The organism is Capnocytophaga sp. oral taxon 323 (genome assembly GCF_001278825.1).
Classification (GTDB): domain Bacteria; phylum Bacteroidota; class Bacteroidia; order Flavobacteriales; family Flavobacteriaceae; genus Capnocytophaga; species Capnocytophaga ochracea.
On sequence record NZ_CP012589.1, the window covers coordinates 261,777 to 275,011 of the forward strand.

At 38.7% G+C, this 13,235-nt stretch carries 14 protein-coding genes; 10 read left to right on the forward strand and 4 right to left on the reverse strand.

Going from position 1 to position 13,235, the window contains the following annotated elements; translation table 11 throughout:
- Positions 1 to 27: 27 nt before the first annotated feature.
- Both AM608_RS01175 and odhB read left to right on the forward strand, forming a co-directional pair.
- Positions 28 to 984: a DUF4299 domain-containing protein gene (locus tag AM608_RS01175; RefSeq protein WP_053580492.1), complete on the forward strand. Its 957-nt coding sequence runs from the start codon at positions 28 to 30 to the stop codon at positions 982 to 984.
- Between the two features lie 29 nt (positions 985 to 1,013).
- A complete protein-coding gene (odhB, locus tag AM608_RS01180) occupies positions 1,014 to 2,234 on the forward strand; it encodes a 2-oxoglutarate dehydrogenase complex dihydrolipoyllysine-residue succinyltransferase (RefSeq protein WP_053580493.1) in 1,221 nt (406 codons plus the stop codon).
- An 85-nt stretch (positions 2,235 to 2,319) separates the two neighbouring features.
- On the opposite strand, the gene glmM is transcribed toward odhB, so the two are convergent.
- Positions 2,320 to 3,714, reverse strand: a complete 1,395-nt coding sequence (glmM, locus tag AM608_RS01185) for a phosphoglucosamine mutase (RefSeq protein WP_053580494.1) — start codon at positions 3,712 to 3,714, stop codon at positions 2,320 to 2,322.
- Between the two features lie 232 nt (positions 3,715 to 3,946).
- On the opposite strand from glmM, the gene AM608_RS01190 reads away from it, so the two are divergent.
- Positions 3,947 to 4,243 carry a hypothetical protein gene (locus AM608_RS01190; RefSeq protein ID WP_172672736.1) on the forward strand — a complete coding sequence of 99 codons (297 nt, stop codon included), beginning with the start codon at positions 3,947 to 3,949 and terminating at the stop codon, positions 4,241 to 4,243.
- Positions 4,244 to 4,563: 320 nt separating this feature from the next.
- Here AM608_RS01190 and AM608_RS01195 read toward each other — a convergent pair whose 3' ends face one another.
- The gene (locus AM608_RS01195; protein WP_009411354.1) at positions 4,564 to 5,682 is read right to left on the reverse strand and encodes a formimidoylglutamase; all 1,119 of its coding nucleotides are present in this window, start codon (positions 5,680 to 5,682) and stop codon (positions 4,564 to 4,566) included.
- A gap of 204 nt (positions 5,683 to 5,886) precedes the next feature.
- Between AM608_RS01195 and AM608_RS01200 the strand changes: the two genes are divergently transcribed.
- The 6 genes from AM608_RS01200 (at position 5,887) to AM608_RS01225 (ending at position 10,918) form a co-directional block, all read left to right on the forward strand.
- Positions 5,887 to 6,837 carry a 2-hydroxyacid dehydrogenase gene (locus AM608_RS01200; RefSeq protein WP_053580496.1) on the forward strand — a complete coding sequence of 317 codons (951 nt, stop codon included), beginning with the start codon at positions 5,887 to 5,889 and terminating at the stop codon, positions 6,835 to 6,837.
- Between the two features lie 14 nt (positions 6,838 to 6,851).
- On the forward strand, positions 6,852 to 7,670 hold the full coding sequence (locus AM608_RS01205; protein ID WP_009411356.1) for a 5'-nucleotidase, lipoprotein e(P4) family: 819 nt from the start codon (positions 6,852 to 6,854) through the stop codon (positions 7,668 to 7,670).
- A 105-nt stretch (positions 7,671 to 7,775) separates the two neighbouring features.
- Positions 7,776 to 8,510: a bifunctional demethylmenaquinone methyltransferase/2-methoxy-6-polyprenyl-1,4-benzoquinol methylase UbiE gene (ubiE, locus tag AM608_RS01210; RefSeq protein ID WP_009411357.1), complete on the forward strand. Its 735-nt coding sequence runs from the start codon at positions 7,776 to 7,778 to the stop codon at positions 8,508 to 8,510.
- 17 nt (positions 8,511 to 8,527) lie between these two features.
- Positions 8,528 to 9,250: a porin family protein gene (locus AM608_RS01215; RefSeq protein WP_016478769.1), complete on the forward strand. Its 723-nt coding sequence runs from the start codon at positions 8,528 to 8,530 to the stop codon at positions 9,248 to 9,250.
- A gap of 1 nt (position 9,251) precedes the next feature.
- The gene (locus AM608_RS01220) at positions 9,252 to 9,863 is read left to right on the forward strand and encodes a DUF2911 domain-containing protein (protein ID WP_002671558.1); all 612 of its coding nucleotides are present in this window, start codon (positions 9,252 to 9,254) and stop codon (positions 9,861 to 9,863) included.
- Positions 9,863 to 10,918 (forward strand): DUF3810 domain-containing protein, encoded by a 1,056-nt coding sequence (locus AM608_RS01225; RefSeq protein WP_053580497.1) that lies wholly within the window; start codon positions 9,863 to 9,865, stop codon positions 10,916 to 10,918. The genes AM608_RS01220 and AM608_RS01225 overlap by 1 nt, the downstream gene beginning before the upstream one ends.
- 41 nt (positions 10,919 to 10,959) lie before the next feature.
- Here the strand turns inward: AM608_RS01225 and AM608_RS01230 are convergent, their stop codons facing one another.
- Together AM608_RS01230 and AM608_RS11955 are read right to left on the reverse strand one after the other, a co-directional pair.
- The gene (locus tag AM608_RS01230) at positions 10,960 to 11,256 is read right to left on the reverse strand and encodes a co-chaperone YbbN (protein ID WP_053580498.1); all 297 of its coding nucleotides are present in this window, start codon (positions 11,254 to 11,256) and stop codon (positions 10,960 to 10,962) included.
- A gap of 151 nt (positions 11,257 to 11,407) precedes the next feature.
- Positions 11,408 to 11,668 (reverse strand): hypothetical protein, encoded by a 261-nt coding sequence (locus tag AM608_RS11955; RefSeq protein ID WP_053580499.1) that lies wholly within the window; start codon positions 11,666 to 11,668, stop codon positions 11,408 to 11,410.
- A 344-nt stretch (positions 11,669 to 12,012) separates the two neighbouring features.
- On the opposite strand from AM608_RS11955, the gene dnaN reads away from it, so the two are divergent.
- The gene (gene dnaN / locus AM608_RS01240) at positions 12,013 to 13,137 is read left to right on the forward strand and encodes a DNA polymerase III subunit beta (protein WP_002671565.1); all 1,125 of its coding nucleotides are present in this window, start codon (positions 12,013 to 12,015) and stop codon (positions 13,135 to 13,137) included.
- Positions 13,138 to 13,235 lie beyond the last annotated feature (98 nt).

Below are 13,235 nucleotides of genomic sequence, written 5' to 3' on the forward strand. Positions count from 1 at the left end.
GCTTTCTAACACATAACACCTAAAAAAATGAGTCGAACTTTTTACATTAAAAATACACAAGCACCTAAGGAAATGACTCCTCAGCAATTGCTCGACCTCCAACGTGACGGATTTGTACAATACTCTATTGATGATAACGACGAGCATTACTCTCAAGTGATGAACGCACCGCTCAGTGATTGGGGCTATATGCTGATGGGACAAGAAGGCATCAGTGGTCGCGGTTTTGAGGTCTCTTACGACACCGAAACCCAAGACTACGGTGTGCGCGTCTTTACTCCCAGTACCGAAGCCGATTGGTTAGGTGCGTATGAGTTTATTGGCAAAGTAGCCACCGCATTGGGTAGCAAAGTAGTTGATGAAGAAGGAGAAGTTTATGAACCTAATGCCATTACGTACGATTATAGAAACGATATTAAATTTGGCATCAAATGTTATGAAGGTGAAAAAGGAGGATCTTATCTGTTCGGTGTCTACCGTCCTATATGTTTGTCAGACGAAATGATAAACGGGTTATTAGCCGCTGAAGATAAGGTTAAAGCGTTTAGCGAGCTCATAGAAAAACAACTATATGAACACCCTGATGCATATATCGCACGTCAGCAGTTTTTTAGAAATGACAAAGGAGAGGTGCTGGGAGCTTATGCCCTTACAGAGGGCGTTCCTACTATCTTGCCATATGAATACCCACCTTTTGTAGATTTCACCCAAGTAAACCTCAGTCAAGATGATATAAAGTTATGGCGCATTAGTTTGGTAGTTATCAACGGCGATGAAAACGACCCTGATGCTTATGAGGTACTTGATGGGCTCGATTACCAAACCTTTTTAGAGCGATTGCCTCAAGAGAAAATACAAAAACTCGATGGTCACTATATGCTTATAACTCTCAACCGACAAGAACTCAAAGCTCTTTTGGAAAACGACAGGCAAGAACGCAAAGGATTCTTAGCAAAATTGAAAAACATTTTGAGAACAAAATAACTAATACCTAACACCTAAAACTAAACGATATGTTGGAAATGAAAGTCCCTTCACCTGGGGAATCTATCACCGAAGTAGAAATAGCCCGTTGGCTTGTAAAAACGGGTGATTATGTAACCAAAGACCAAGCTGTTGCCGAAGTGGATTCCGATAAGGCAACTCTCGAACTTCCCGCTGAAGCCAGTGGAGTCATTACACTGAAAGCCGAAGAAGGCGAAGCTGTAAAAGTAGGACAAGTGGTATGCCTGATTGATACTAAAGCAAAAGCACCAGCAGGAGCTTCATCAGCAGGTACTTCACCATCACAACCAGTTAAACAGGAAGCTCCTATGGCACCCAAACCTACAGCTCCTATAGCACCTGCATCTTCTGCAAAGCAAGTTCCAAGTCCTGCCGCTCGTAAAATATTAGCAGAACGCGAGATTCCTGTATCAGCAGTAGTGGGTACAGGTAAAGGCGGTCGTATTACCAAAGATGATGCACTTAAAGCCTCTAAACCTTCGATGGGGACTCCTACGGGTGGCGTTCGCAAAGAAGTGCGTACTAAGATGAGTATGTTGCGTCGCAAAGTAGCCGAACGTTTGGTGAGTGCTAAGAATGAAACCGCTATGCTCACTACCTTCAATGAGGTGGATATGACGGCTATTTACGAGTTGCGCGCCAAATATAAGGACGCTTTCAAAGAGCGCCATAATGTGAGTCTCGGCTTTATGTCGTTCTTTACTTTAGCCGTCGTGCGTGCCCTTAAACTCTTCCCCGATGTCAATTCGATGATTGATGGACAAGACAAGGTAACTTACGATTTCTGCGACATCTCTATAGCCGTTTCAGGACCTAAAGGCTTGATGGTTCCCGTGATTCGCAATGCCGAGAACCTTTCGTTTAGAGGTGTGGAAGCCGAAGTAAAACGCTTAGCTACCCGCGCTCGTGATGGACAAATTACGGTAGATGAAATGACCGGTGGTACTTTTACGATTACTAATGGGGGCGTGTTTGGCTCTATGCTTTCTACTCCTATCATCAATCCGCCACAATCAGGGATTTTGGGTATGCACAACATCGTCGACCGCCCTATCGTGCGCAACGGACAGATAGTGATTGCTCCTGTAATGTATGTCGCTCTTTCATACGACCACCGTATCATCGATGGGCGTGAATCAGTAGGATTTTTAGTAGCTGTAAAAGAAGCTCTCGAAAATCCTGTAGAAATTCTAATGAATAGCAATCCTAAACAAGCTCTTGAGCTCTAAGGAATTAGAGAAAAAGATATAGAAAACTCCCTATAAAGCTAACAGCTTTATAGGGAGTTTTAATAATTAGTAAATTATGAATCAGTTACTTTACAAAAGCAACGGCTTTCATTTCTTCAATGAAACGCAGAGCAAGTTCATCGGCTTCTGCTTGACTTTTAGCTTCAGTGTAAATGCGAATAATAGGTTCAGTATTAGATTTTCGCAAGTGTACCCAGCTTTGAGGAAAATCAATCTTTAAGCCATCGATAGTATTGATTTGCTCGTGTGCGTACTTCTTTTGCATTTCACGTAGGATATTATCGGGGTTAATGTCTTTGGTAAGTTGTATTTTGTTCTTGCTCATATAATAAGCAGGATAACTATTGCGCAAGGTCTTTACACTGCATTTTCTTTCAGCAAGTAAGGAAAGGAATAACGCTACACCTACCAAAGCGTCACGACCATAGTGTAGTTTAGGATAGATAATACCTCCATTGCCTTCACCACCTATGATTGCGTGCACTTCCTTCATTTTAGCAACTACGTTTACCTCACCTACAGCTCCTGCTGCATACTGTACACCGTGCTTTTCGGCTATATCTCTCAACGCACGAGAAGAAGAGAGGTTAGAGACTACATTTCCTTTGGTTTTTCCTAAAATATAATCGACGCAAGCAACCAAAGTATATTCTTCGCCGAACATTTCACCTTCTTCCGTAATAAAAGCTAATCTATCTACATCGGGGTCTACTACGATACCAAAATCAGCTTTTTCTTCAAGTACTTTTTTGCAGATGTCTCCCAAATGTTCTTTTAAAGGTTCGGGGTTATGAGGAAAATGTCCGTTTGGTTCACAATACAAACGAACTACTTCTATGCCAAAACGTTCTAATAATTTTGGAATTGCAATACCTCCTGTGGAGTTCACTGCATCAACAACCACTTTGAATTTACAATTGCGTATGGATTCGATAGTGGAAGATGTTAGCAACCCTAACACTGCCTCAATATGTTTTTGGATATAGGTATTATCGTGAGAAATACTTCCTAAATCTTCTACGTCAGCAAAAACCACTTTGTTCTCTTGAGCGATGGTCAGAATTCTTTCACCTTCTTTAGCACTGAGAAACTCTCCCTTATTATTAAGAAGTTTTAGGGCGTTCCACTGTTTAGGATTATGACTTGCAGTGAGAATAATGCCCCCATCGGCTTTTTCCATTGTAACAGCCACTTCGACGGTAGGAGTTGTACTTAGCCCGATATCCACTACATTAATGCCTAATCCTACAAGGGTGTATTGTACTAAGTTCTGTATCATTTCGCCCGAAATACGTGCGTCTCTTCCTACAACTACTTTTATATTTGCTTTGTTGAGGTTTTCTTTGAGCCACGTACCATAAGCGGCAGCGAATTTTACGGCATCGATAGGGGTTAGATTTTCATCGGGTACACCTCCAATAGTACCACGAATACCTGAGATTGATTTGATTAATGACATAATTTAAGTGATTATACTCTCTTCAAAAGATAATAACATAGAAGAGAGAGTGTTTTTTTCGCGACAAAAATAGGATAAAAAAATGATATATAAAAATTTGAAATCATAAAGATTAATGGTTAATGGTTAATGGTTAGTGATTAATGATTAATGGTTAATGGTTAAATTAAAGGAGGCTTATGGGATAAACGAACAACAGGCGAAGAAAGAATGGGTCTACAGTGGGTCTACAGTGGGTCTACAGTGGGTCTACAGTGGGTCTACAGTGGGTCTACAGTGGGTCTACAGTGGGTTTACAGTGGTTCTACAGTGGGTCTACAGTGGGTCTACAGTGGGTCTACAGTGGGTCTACAGTGGGTCTACAGTGGGTCTACAGTGGGTCTACAGTGGGTCTACAGTGGGTCTACAGTGGGTCTACAGTGGGTCTACAGTGGGTCTACAGTGGGTTTACAATGGGGCTACAATGAACAAAAGACGGTGCGACCTGCACGGGCAGATAGAGAAAAGACGAAGAATGAACGAAGAATGAACGAAGAATGAAAGAAGGAAAGACGAACAATGAACGAACAATGAACGAAGAAAAGATGAAGGAAAAGTGAAGGAAAAGATGAATGACGAATGACGAAAGCCCCCGAACCCCCGAAGGGGGACAAGCCTTAAAGAGAAATTAGTGAAGACTATCAATCTGAAAGACAAGACTTATTTGAAGAGAAAGCGAAGCTAAAGTAAACCTAAAACGAACAAATAACGGTACGATCCGCAAGGGTGGATAAAGAATAAATGAACAAAAAGCGAATTTAAAGTAAATGAAATTGCGATTTTCTATGGCTTTATAGAAAAGATATTTGTTTATACTGATTTGCGATAGGAGCGCCACCAACGTTCGGGGATAGTGCCACTAATGGCTTCTTCGTAGTCTTGAGGTAGACAAGGAATAAGTCCGGAGGGTATGTGGTTTTGAGGTCCGGAGTATTTATCGCCTCCGGGTTTCATCCACCAGCGTTCGGTTTGTGTACTTTTGAAGAACTCTATTTGGATATCTTCAATGGGTACGATGTATTTAGTATAATTCTCGTCGTTTATCACAGGTAGTTCTTTGATACGGAAGTTAAATCCTTCGTAGAAATACCAAAGCATTTCGGCGAGTAGCTGACTTGCCAAATCGGTATTGGGGATATCGAAAATACCTGCCACTTGCACATTACTACTGATACCTGCATAACGCGTGATAGCACATATTTCCCTACTATTGAAGCCATTTACATTACCTTCAGTTAACATATCTTTTGCCTGCACACAGGTCATATCGACGCTCACGATATCGGCATCACGCATTGCGGGCTCGATAATCTTCAAATCATTCACTATATTGCCCAAGCGGTGTACCTCAAAACACATTTTTTCGAGCAAATCGAGCTCTTCTTGAGCTACGTAGTAAGACTGATAGCCGAGATTGGTAAAATCGAGTAAATTCACGGGAGGTTCTGAAATGAGTTTGCTCATATAGGAGCTCTCTACAAAGAGTTCTTCGGTATCGCCAAAATCGAACTTAGCATCTACACACACTACATTCACCATTTGTTCGAGACTATCGAAAGCGCGGTAGAGGGAATAAGTAAAGTCTTGCGAACCACCCAGCACCACAGGGATAACGTCTTGCTTAATAAGCTCGGCTACAATTTCTTTGATAGCAAAATGAGTATCGTCGTCGGTTTCGCCTAAGGGCAAGTTACCCAAATCGGCAATGGCAAAATTCCAATTTCCCATAAAGAGAGAATACAGATGCTGACGGAAGCGATAGAATGACTGTCCTTCGGTTTCGATACAGAAAAAGGCAATTTTCACGTCGGTAAGGTCAGGTAAACCAAGGGAGGGGAGGTGTTTATGGAGTTGGAAACCCACTTGTTGTGGCTTGTAATCGTCTAAGGTAAAAGCTTCATCAACGGGTTGTAAATAGGATAGTGACATAATTTTTCTTATTAATAGACGGCAAAGGTAGGGGATAATTAGCAAATTAGCAAATTTGAGGATTAGCAAATTATTTGTGGTTCTTCACTTGTAGTTCGTAATTATTTATTATTTTTGCAAAAAATTAAGACCTATATTAGGCTCTTTATATTTAAAGATAAAAAAGGATTCACTTTAAAAAGATAAAAAAGGATTCACTTTAAAATGAAGATATTATATATAGACAGAAACCACCCCTTGATGCTTTCACAACTCGCAGCACAGGGTTTTGAAAATTATGAAGACTATACAAGCTCTAAAGAGTCTATTGAGGCTAAAATAGCTGATTACGAAGGCATTATTATACGCAGTCGTTTTACTATAGACAGGACATTCTTAGACAAGGCTACTCGATTGAAATTCATAGGCAGAGTAGGTGCAGGGCTTGAAAATATAGACGTAGCTTATGCCGAAAGTAAAGGTATAACGCTCATCGCAGCCCCTGAAGGCAATAGAAATGCAGTAGGCGAACACGCACTCGGTATGCTTCTGGCATTGCTAAACAAGTTTAAGAAAGCTAATAACGAAATTAAAAATGGCAAATGGTTGCGTGAGGAGAACAGAGGTTGGGAGCTCGACGGCAAGACAGTAGGTATTATAGGCTACGGAAATATGGGAAAGAGTTTTGCTAAGAAATTGCGCGGTTTTGACTGTAGTGTGATTTGCTACGATATACTCCCCAACAAAGGTGACGAGAATGCCAAGCAAGTAACCTTAGTAGACTTTTTTCGTCAGGCAGATGTAGTGAGCTTGCACACACCTCAAACTTTACAAACTATAGGTATGGTGAATGAAGTGTTTATCAATAGTTTTGCTAAGAGTTTTTGGCTCTTAAATACTGCACGTGGGAAGAGCGTAGTTACCGATGATTTGGTACGCGCCTTGCAAAGCGGGAAAGTATTAGGGGCAGGCTTAGACGTGTTAGAATATGAAAAGGCATCGTTTGAAGACTTCTTTAGCGACGAACAAATGTCCCAATCGTTTAAATACCTATTGGAAGCGGATAATGTGATTCTCACTCCTCATATTGCAGGCTGGACTTTAGAAAGTAAAGAAAAGCTTGCGCAGATAATAGTAGACAAGATAATTAGCAAATTTGGGAAATTAGCAAATTGACAAATTAAATAGAAATGAAAAAGAATTATTTACTCATTGGAGTAGTAGCTTTACTGCTTGGCAGTTGCTGTGCTACTAAAAACATTACCACAACGCAAACTACTACGCAAGAAAGTGCCCTCATTGCCAACGGCAAATTGTGGTCGTCTTACTTTCAGCAAAACGCTGCTGAATATGAAGCTTTGTGTTTGCAAGCCTTCAACGTGGCACAATTGCGATTGGACGAAGCCCTTGCTAAAAAGGGCGATAAACCGCTGGCAATTGTTACCGATATAGATGAAACCTTTTTGGACAATTCGCCCTTTGAAGCCTATTGTGCAAAACAGGGTATTAGTTATTCACAGAAAGCGTGGGAAGAATGGACAGTTTTAGGCGATGCCAAACCGCTAACAGGCGCGTTAGAGTTCTTTAAATACGCCGATAGCAAGGGAGTAGCTATTTTCTATGTGACTAATCGTCGTGACAACGAACGTGAAGGTACGACCAAGAACTTGCGCAAGTACAATTTTCCTTTGCCTTCGGACAATCGGCTTATCTTGCGTTCTGCTGAGAAGAGTAAAGAAAACCGTCGATTACAAATTGCAAAAGACTACGACATCGTGCTCTTGATGGGCGACAACCTTTCCGACTTTTCCAAAGATTTCGATGGTGGTACTCCAAAAGAACGTTCAGAGGCAGTACATAAGAACAAAACAGAGTTTGGCAAGCGTTTTATTGTGCTCCCTAACTATTCTTACGGTGATTGGGAAGGAGCTGCTTATGGTCATAAATACTCTATTCCAGAAGCCGAGAAAGAAGCGATTATTAAGAATAATACAAAGGCATTTAAATAGGTAAGAGGTAAAGCTAGGGTTGTGGAATGGGCGGTATGTGAATAAGAGACAAAAATATTGTCAATTGAAAATTAATTTCTATCTTTGCAAAAAATTCAGCACTATATGCCTAAGAACACTGTTACGCCCTATCAAGATTCAGCACAGGGTAAAAAGGAACAAGTTACCCAAATGTTCAACACTATCTCAGATACTTATGATGGTTTGAACCGTTTGATTTCGTGGGGCTCAGATGTAAAATGGCGTAAATTTGTAGTACAAAAAGTAGCAGAGATACACCCTACTACGGTGCTTGATGTAGCTACAGGCACAGCCGATTTAGCAATTGCTCTTACTACTATTCCAAATGTGAGAATTACAGGATTAGATATCTCAGAGGGAATGTTGGAAGTAGGACGCGAAAAGATAGCTAAAAAAAAACTTACTGACCGCATTAATTTAGTACACGGAGACAGTGAGCAACTACCTTTTGCTGATGCTACTTTCGATGCTGTAACGGTAGGCTTTGGAGTACGCAACTTTGAAGATTTAGAAAAGGGACTAAGTGAAATTCTCAGAGTGCTGAAACCTAAGGGGCGCTTGGTGGTATTAGAGACTTCTGTACCTAAAAAGTTCCCTTTCAAACAAGGGTATCATCTATATACAAATTATATGATGCCCCTCATTGGCAAACTCTTTTCTAAAGACAGGTCGGCTTATAGGTACTTATCTGATTCGGCTATCCATTTTCCTTACGGGAAGAAGTTTCAAGAGATATTAGATAAGGTAGGTTATCAGAAAACTGAATATTATCCTAAAACCTTAGGTGGAGTAGTCACCATTTACATAGCTAATAAATAGAACTTTAACAATAAAAAATGAATAAGAAAACATTTAAAAAGAGTCTTATAGGGTTGTTCTTATTTTTAGGAGCATTGAATTTGTATGGGCAAATCAAAGAGCCTATTATGAACTTAGAACATTTTGATGACAAACGCTTTCAATGGGGGTACTATTTTGGTACCAATGTGTTTGACTTCAAAATAGATTACCGCGACTTAAATTATCGCACAGCTAATCTGCGAGAAATACAAACTGACCGTAAATTAGGTTTTAACGTAGGTCTTACAGGCTCTGTGCGTTTAGTGAAACATCTCGATTTGCGAATTGAGCCAGGTTTGGTGTACAACAAGCGTATTCTTATCTTCCCTGGATTCTCCGATTCGAGAGATTCGATGCGTGATGTTCCTTCTACTTATATTTATATTCCGTTATTGCTAAAGTATAGTGCTAAGCGCTGGTATAACGTAAAACCCTACGTAACGGCAGGAGCTTCGATGGTGTTTAACTTGAGTAGTAATGCGAATCTAAATGTCGATAACTCCGAAAAGACTTTCCGTGCTACAAGAAATGTTTTCTTCTATGAATTAGGTTTAGGTATTGACTTCTACACTCCTTACTTTAGAGTCTCTCCTTCTCTGAGAGCCCTATTTTCAGTTAATAATGAGTTGATACCCGATAATAATCCCAATAGCCCTTGGACAGGTAACCTTAATGGTTTAAAGAGTCGTGGGTTCTTATTAAATCTAAACTTCGAATAATATGAAGAAACTAATCCTTATAGTAGTTTTTTTGATAAGTCTTGCGTCTTATGCGCAGAACTTTAGCTACCCTATGGCAAGTCCACGTCAGGTAATTACACAACAGTTTTCTGTGAGTCAAATTACAGTAGATTACGGTCGTCCAAGTGTGCGCGGGCGTAAAATATTTGGCGAATTAGTCCCCTATGGGAAGATTTGGCGTTTAGGAGCTAATCAAGCTACGAGTATTAGTTTTCTTCAGCCTGTAAAATTTGGAGGTAAATCGGTAAAAAAGGGCGATTATGCTATTTTTGTAACTCCTGAAGCTCACCAGTGGACGGTAGTTCTCAATTACGATGCCGATGCGTGGGGAGCTTATAGCTATGACCCTAATGAGAATGCTATTGAATTTACAGTGCCTGTTACTCAAACCAAAGATTTACAAGAAGCTTTAGAGTTCTCATTCGAGAACATTTCTAATGAAAAAGTAAATTTAGTAATTCGTTGGGAGTACACTAAAGTGGAAATTCCTATTGAAATAGACAAAAAAGAAACTATTGATAAGATTATAGAGCAACTCAAAGAAGTAAAACAATTTGAGAGAGACTTGGAAGGTAAAGACGATAAGAAATAATGGAAAGGAAACAAGTATGGAAATATAGTGTTTTTGCTATTTACATAGTTATTTGGCTTGTTTTTCGTACTTTTCCTACCGTTACAGAACATATTTATAGTAAAGGTATCTACCCGTATATAGCTAAAGTGTTGCACTTTTTATTCGGGTGGATACCTTTTTCTATGGGCGATATTCTATACACGTTGCTCATTATAGGTATATTTTTAGCCGTAGTAAAACACTTCAAAAAGTTATGGCAAGCCCCCTTAAAAATCTTAGATAAGATATTTTCAAAAATAATACGTATTACCTTTGTCTTTTTCCTCCTCTGGGGGTTCAACTATTTTAGGGTACCTTTATCGGAATCTTTGCACATTTCTAAAGAATATACCCAAGCCCAACTGCTGAAAGCTACACAAACGTGTATTGACAGAGCCAACACAATCCATTCCCGATTAGCAACCAATGATACTACTAAAGTAGACTTTTGGCTTTCACAAAAAGAAATATATCGCATTGCTTATAACAGCTATCCTCTGGAGAAACAAGGTGTTACAGACTTTAAAGCAATGAAAAGTGTTAAACCTTCTCTTTACAGTAAACTGCTTACCTATATGGGATATAGTGGGTATTTGAATCCGTTTACTAATGAAGCCCAAGTAAACAGAAAGATGATAGGTTATAGTGTGCCTATTACTGTTTGCCACGAGATAGCACATCAAATGGGTTATGCTGCCGAAGAAGAAGCAAATTATTTAGGGTATTTGGCAGCTCTAAAAACTGATAATCCTTATTTTAAATACAGTGCAGAACTCTTTGCCTTGCGCTATTTTCTCAATGAAGTAGCTCAAGTAGCCCCTACTGAATATGAAAGCCTTCACTCTCAAATTCACAAAGGTATCTTTGAAAACTATAAAGAAGTGCGTTTGTTTTGGCAACAATATGAGAACAAAGCTGAGCCTGTTTTTAAAGCAAGCTACGATGCATTCTTGAAAGCAAACAAACAATCACAAGGTATCAATAGTTACGATTTAGTGGTAGGATTACTAATTCCTCATTATGTTAGAAATTAGGAATTAGAACTAACCATTAATTATTGACCTTTAATCATTAATTACAGAAATTTGTTAAGTTCCATTAGTAAAACTTCACTGTCTTGAAAGCCTTCTGCCCGCCAAATAAGATTCATATTATTAAAGATAATAACAGTAGGCAAGACACTTATCTTCAGTGCCTTACTTAATTCTTTATTCTTGTTAATGTCTACTTTCACAACCTTTACTCTATCCCTCAAAATAGTAACTACTTCGCGTAATACAGCATTCATATGTAGTGAAACTTCAATACCTTCAGAATAAAAACAAATGAGCACAGGTGTATTTACATTGATGATATCACCAAATTTCTCCATAATTTTATGTTTAAAATAATGGCACAAAAATACAAAGTTTTTTTTAATTACAAATAGAAATAAGCAAAATATATTATTTTTTATTTTTAAAAAGCTATTAACGCCATCTTATCTTCCTCTTCTCTTTAGTATTTCTTCGTTCATTGTTCGTTCATTGTTCGTCTTTTGTTCGTCTTTTGTTCGTCTTTTGTTCGTCTTTTGTTCGTCCTTTGTTCGTCCTTTGTTCGTCTTTTCTTCGTCTTTTCTTCGTCCTTTGTTCGTCCTTTGTTCGTCCTTTGTTCGTCCTTTGTTCGTCTTTTCTTCGTCTTTTCTTCGTCTTTTCTTCGTCTTTTCTTCGTCTTTTCTTCGTCTTTTCTTCGTCTTTTCTTCGTCTTTTCTTCGTCTTTCGTTTATCTGCCCGTGCGGCTCGCACCGTTCATTGTTCGTTCTTCCTATAAGATTAGTATAAGCTAAGTATAAGATTGCTTCAAATAAAAACTGTCTTTCTTTGTTGTTTATAGATTCGTTTTTCTATTGTTGACAAAGTTTCTATTTTTTGGAATTCGTGGGAGATTTAAAAAAACGACGAAACTACCTATTTGTAATTGCTTGTCGTGCTAAGAATTTCTGTAGTGTAAGTCATACTATCTCTTATGTCGAACTCACATTAAAATTAAAAAATATCTAAAAAAATTTGGTAGTAACAAATATTCTTTCTACTTTTGCCATTATTACTCCGCAAAGGGGTAAGTTTTGTCATTTAAAATATATAAAAATATGAAGTTTATAGTATCAAGTTCTTACTTATTAAAGAAGTTACAAGTATTTGGCGGTGTAATCAATAACAACAATACAATGCCTATACTCGATAACTTTTTGTTTGAACTGTCTACCAATTCTTTAACTATCTCTGCTTCCGATTTGGAAACTACTGTAAGAGGTACTTTGGAAGTAGAATCAGATTCAGAAGGGAGCATAGCAGTATCAGCTAAATTATTGACAGATATTCTTAAAACCTTTTCAGAACAACCCCTTACCTTTTTGGTAAAAGAGAATAATGTAATAGAAATTAGCTCTACTACCGGTAATTATACCTTAGCTTATTTAGATGGAGAGGAGTTCCCTCGCCCTGTGGCTTTGCCTGAAGCAAGCAAAGTAACGATGATAGGCGATGTATTAGCTACTGCCGTGCAAAAGACTATCTTCGCAGCAGGAAATGACGATTTACGTCCTACAATGAGCGGTATTTTATTCCAATTCAGTGAAAACGGACTTACCTTTGTAGGTACTGATGCTCATAAATTAGTGAAATACGAACGCTTAGACATCAAAGCTAATGAAGCGGCTGATTTCATTATGCCTAAAAAACCGTTGAACATTCTCAAAGGTATTTTAGCAGGTAGCGAAACAGAAGTAACAATAGAATACAACGAGAGCAATGCAAAATTCTCTTTTGACGATATGGAATTCATCTGCCGCCTTATAGATGGTAAATATCCTAACTACGATGCAGTAATTCCTAAAGAAAATCCTAACAAACTTATCTTAAATCGTTCGCAATTCTATAGTTCTATTAACCGTTTGTCGTTGTTTTCAAATAAAACCACCCACCAAGTGCGCTTGAAAATAGCTGGTTCTAGCTTGGTAATTTCAGCTGAGGACGTAGATTATAGCAATAAAGGTGAGGAACGTTTCACTTGCAACTATCAGGGAGACGATTTAGAAATAGGCTTCAACTCTAAGTTCTTGAAAGAGATGATTAATAACTTAGACTCTGATGAAATCTTGATAGAAATGTCGTTGCCAAATCGCGCCGGACTTATCACGCCTGTTGATGGACTTGATGAGGGTGAGAAAGTGCTAATGTTGGCAATGCCAATTATGCTCAACACAAATCAATAAATAAAGAAATTTTCATTTTTAAAAAGAAACGCCTTATGAGTCTTTTTAAGGCGTTTCTTTTTTTAAGAGAGAAATTACAATGTTTACCATTCAAAAAT

What these genes read in the sequence shown, in the direction of transcription:
- AM608_RS01175 (WP_053580492.1), top strand. Translation starts at nt 28, where the DNA reads ATGAGTCGAACTTTTTACATTAAAAATACACAAGCACCTAAGGAAATG.
- ubiE (WP_009411357.1), top strand. Translation starts at nt 7,776, where the DNA reads ATGCCTAAGAACACTGTTACGCCCTATCAAGATTCAGCACAGGGTAAA.
- odhB (WP_053580493.1), top strand. Translation starts at nt 1,014, where the DNA reads ATGTTGGAAATGAAAGTCCCTTCACCTGGGGAATCTATCACCGAAGTA.
- AM608_RS01220 (WP_002671558.1), top strand. Translation starts at nt 9,252, where the DNA reads ATGAAGAAACTAATCCTTATAGTAGTTTTTTTGATAAGTCTTGCGTCT.
- AM608_RS01200 (WP_053580496.1), top strand. Translation starts at nt 5,887, where the DNA reads ATGAAGATATTATATATAGACAGAAACCACCCCTTGATGCTTTCACAA.
- AM608_RS01215 (WP_016478769.1), top strand. Translation starts at nt 8,528, where the DNA reads ATGAATAAGAAAACATTTAAAAAGAGTCTTATAGGGTTGTTCTTATTT.
- AM608_RS01205 (WP_009411356.1), top strand. Translation starts at nt 6,852, where the DNA reads ATGAAAAAGAATTATTTACTCATTGGAGTAGTAGCTTTACTGCTTGGC.
- AM608_RS01230 (WP_053580498.1), bottom strand. Translation starts at nt 11,256, where the DNA reads ATGGAGAAATTTGGTGATATCATCAATGTAAATACACCTGTGCTCATT.
- AM608_RS01195 (WP_009411354.1), bottom strand. Translation starts at nt 5,682, where the DNA reads ATGTCACTATCCTATTTACAACCCGTTGATGAAGCTTTTACCTTAGAC.
- dnaN (WP_002671565.1), top strand. Translation starts at nt 12,013, where the DNA reads ATGAAGTTTATAGTATCAAGTTCTTACTTATTAAAGAAGTTACAAGTA.
- glmM (WP_053580494.1), bottom strand. Translation starts at nt 3,714, where the DNA reads ATGTCATTAATCAAATCAATCTCAGGTATTCGTGGTACTATTGGAGGT.
- AM608_RS01225 (WP_053580497.1), top strand. Translation starts at nt 9,863, where the DNA reads ATGGAAAGGAAACAAGTATGGAAATATAGTGTTTTTGCTATTTACATA.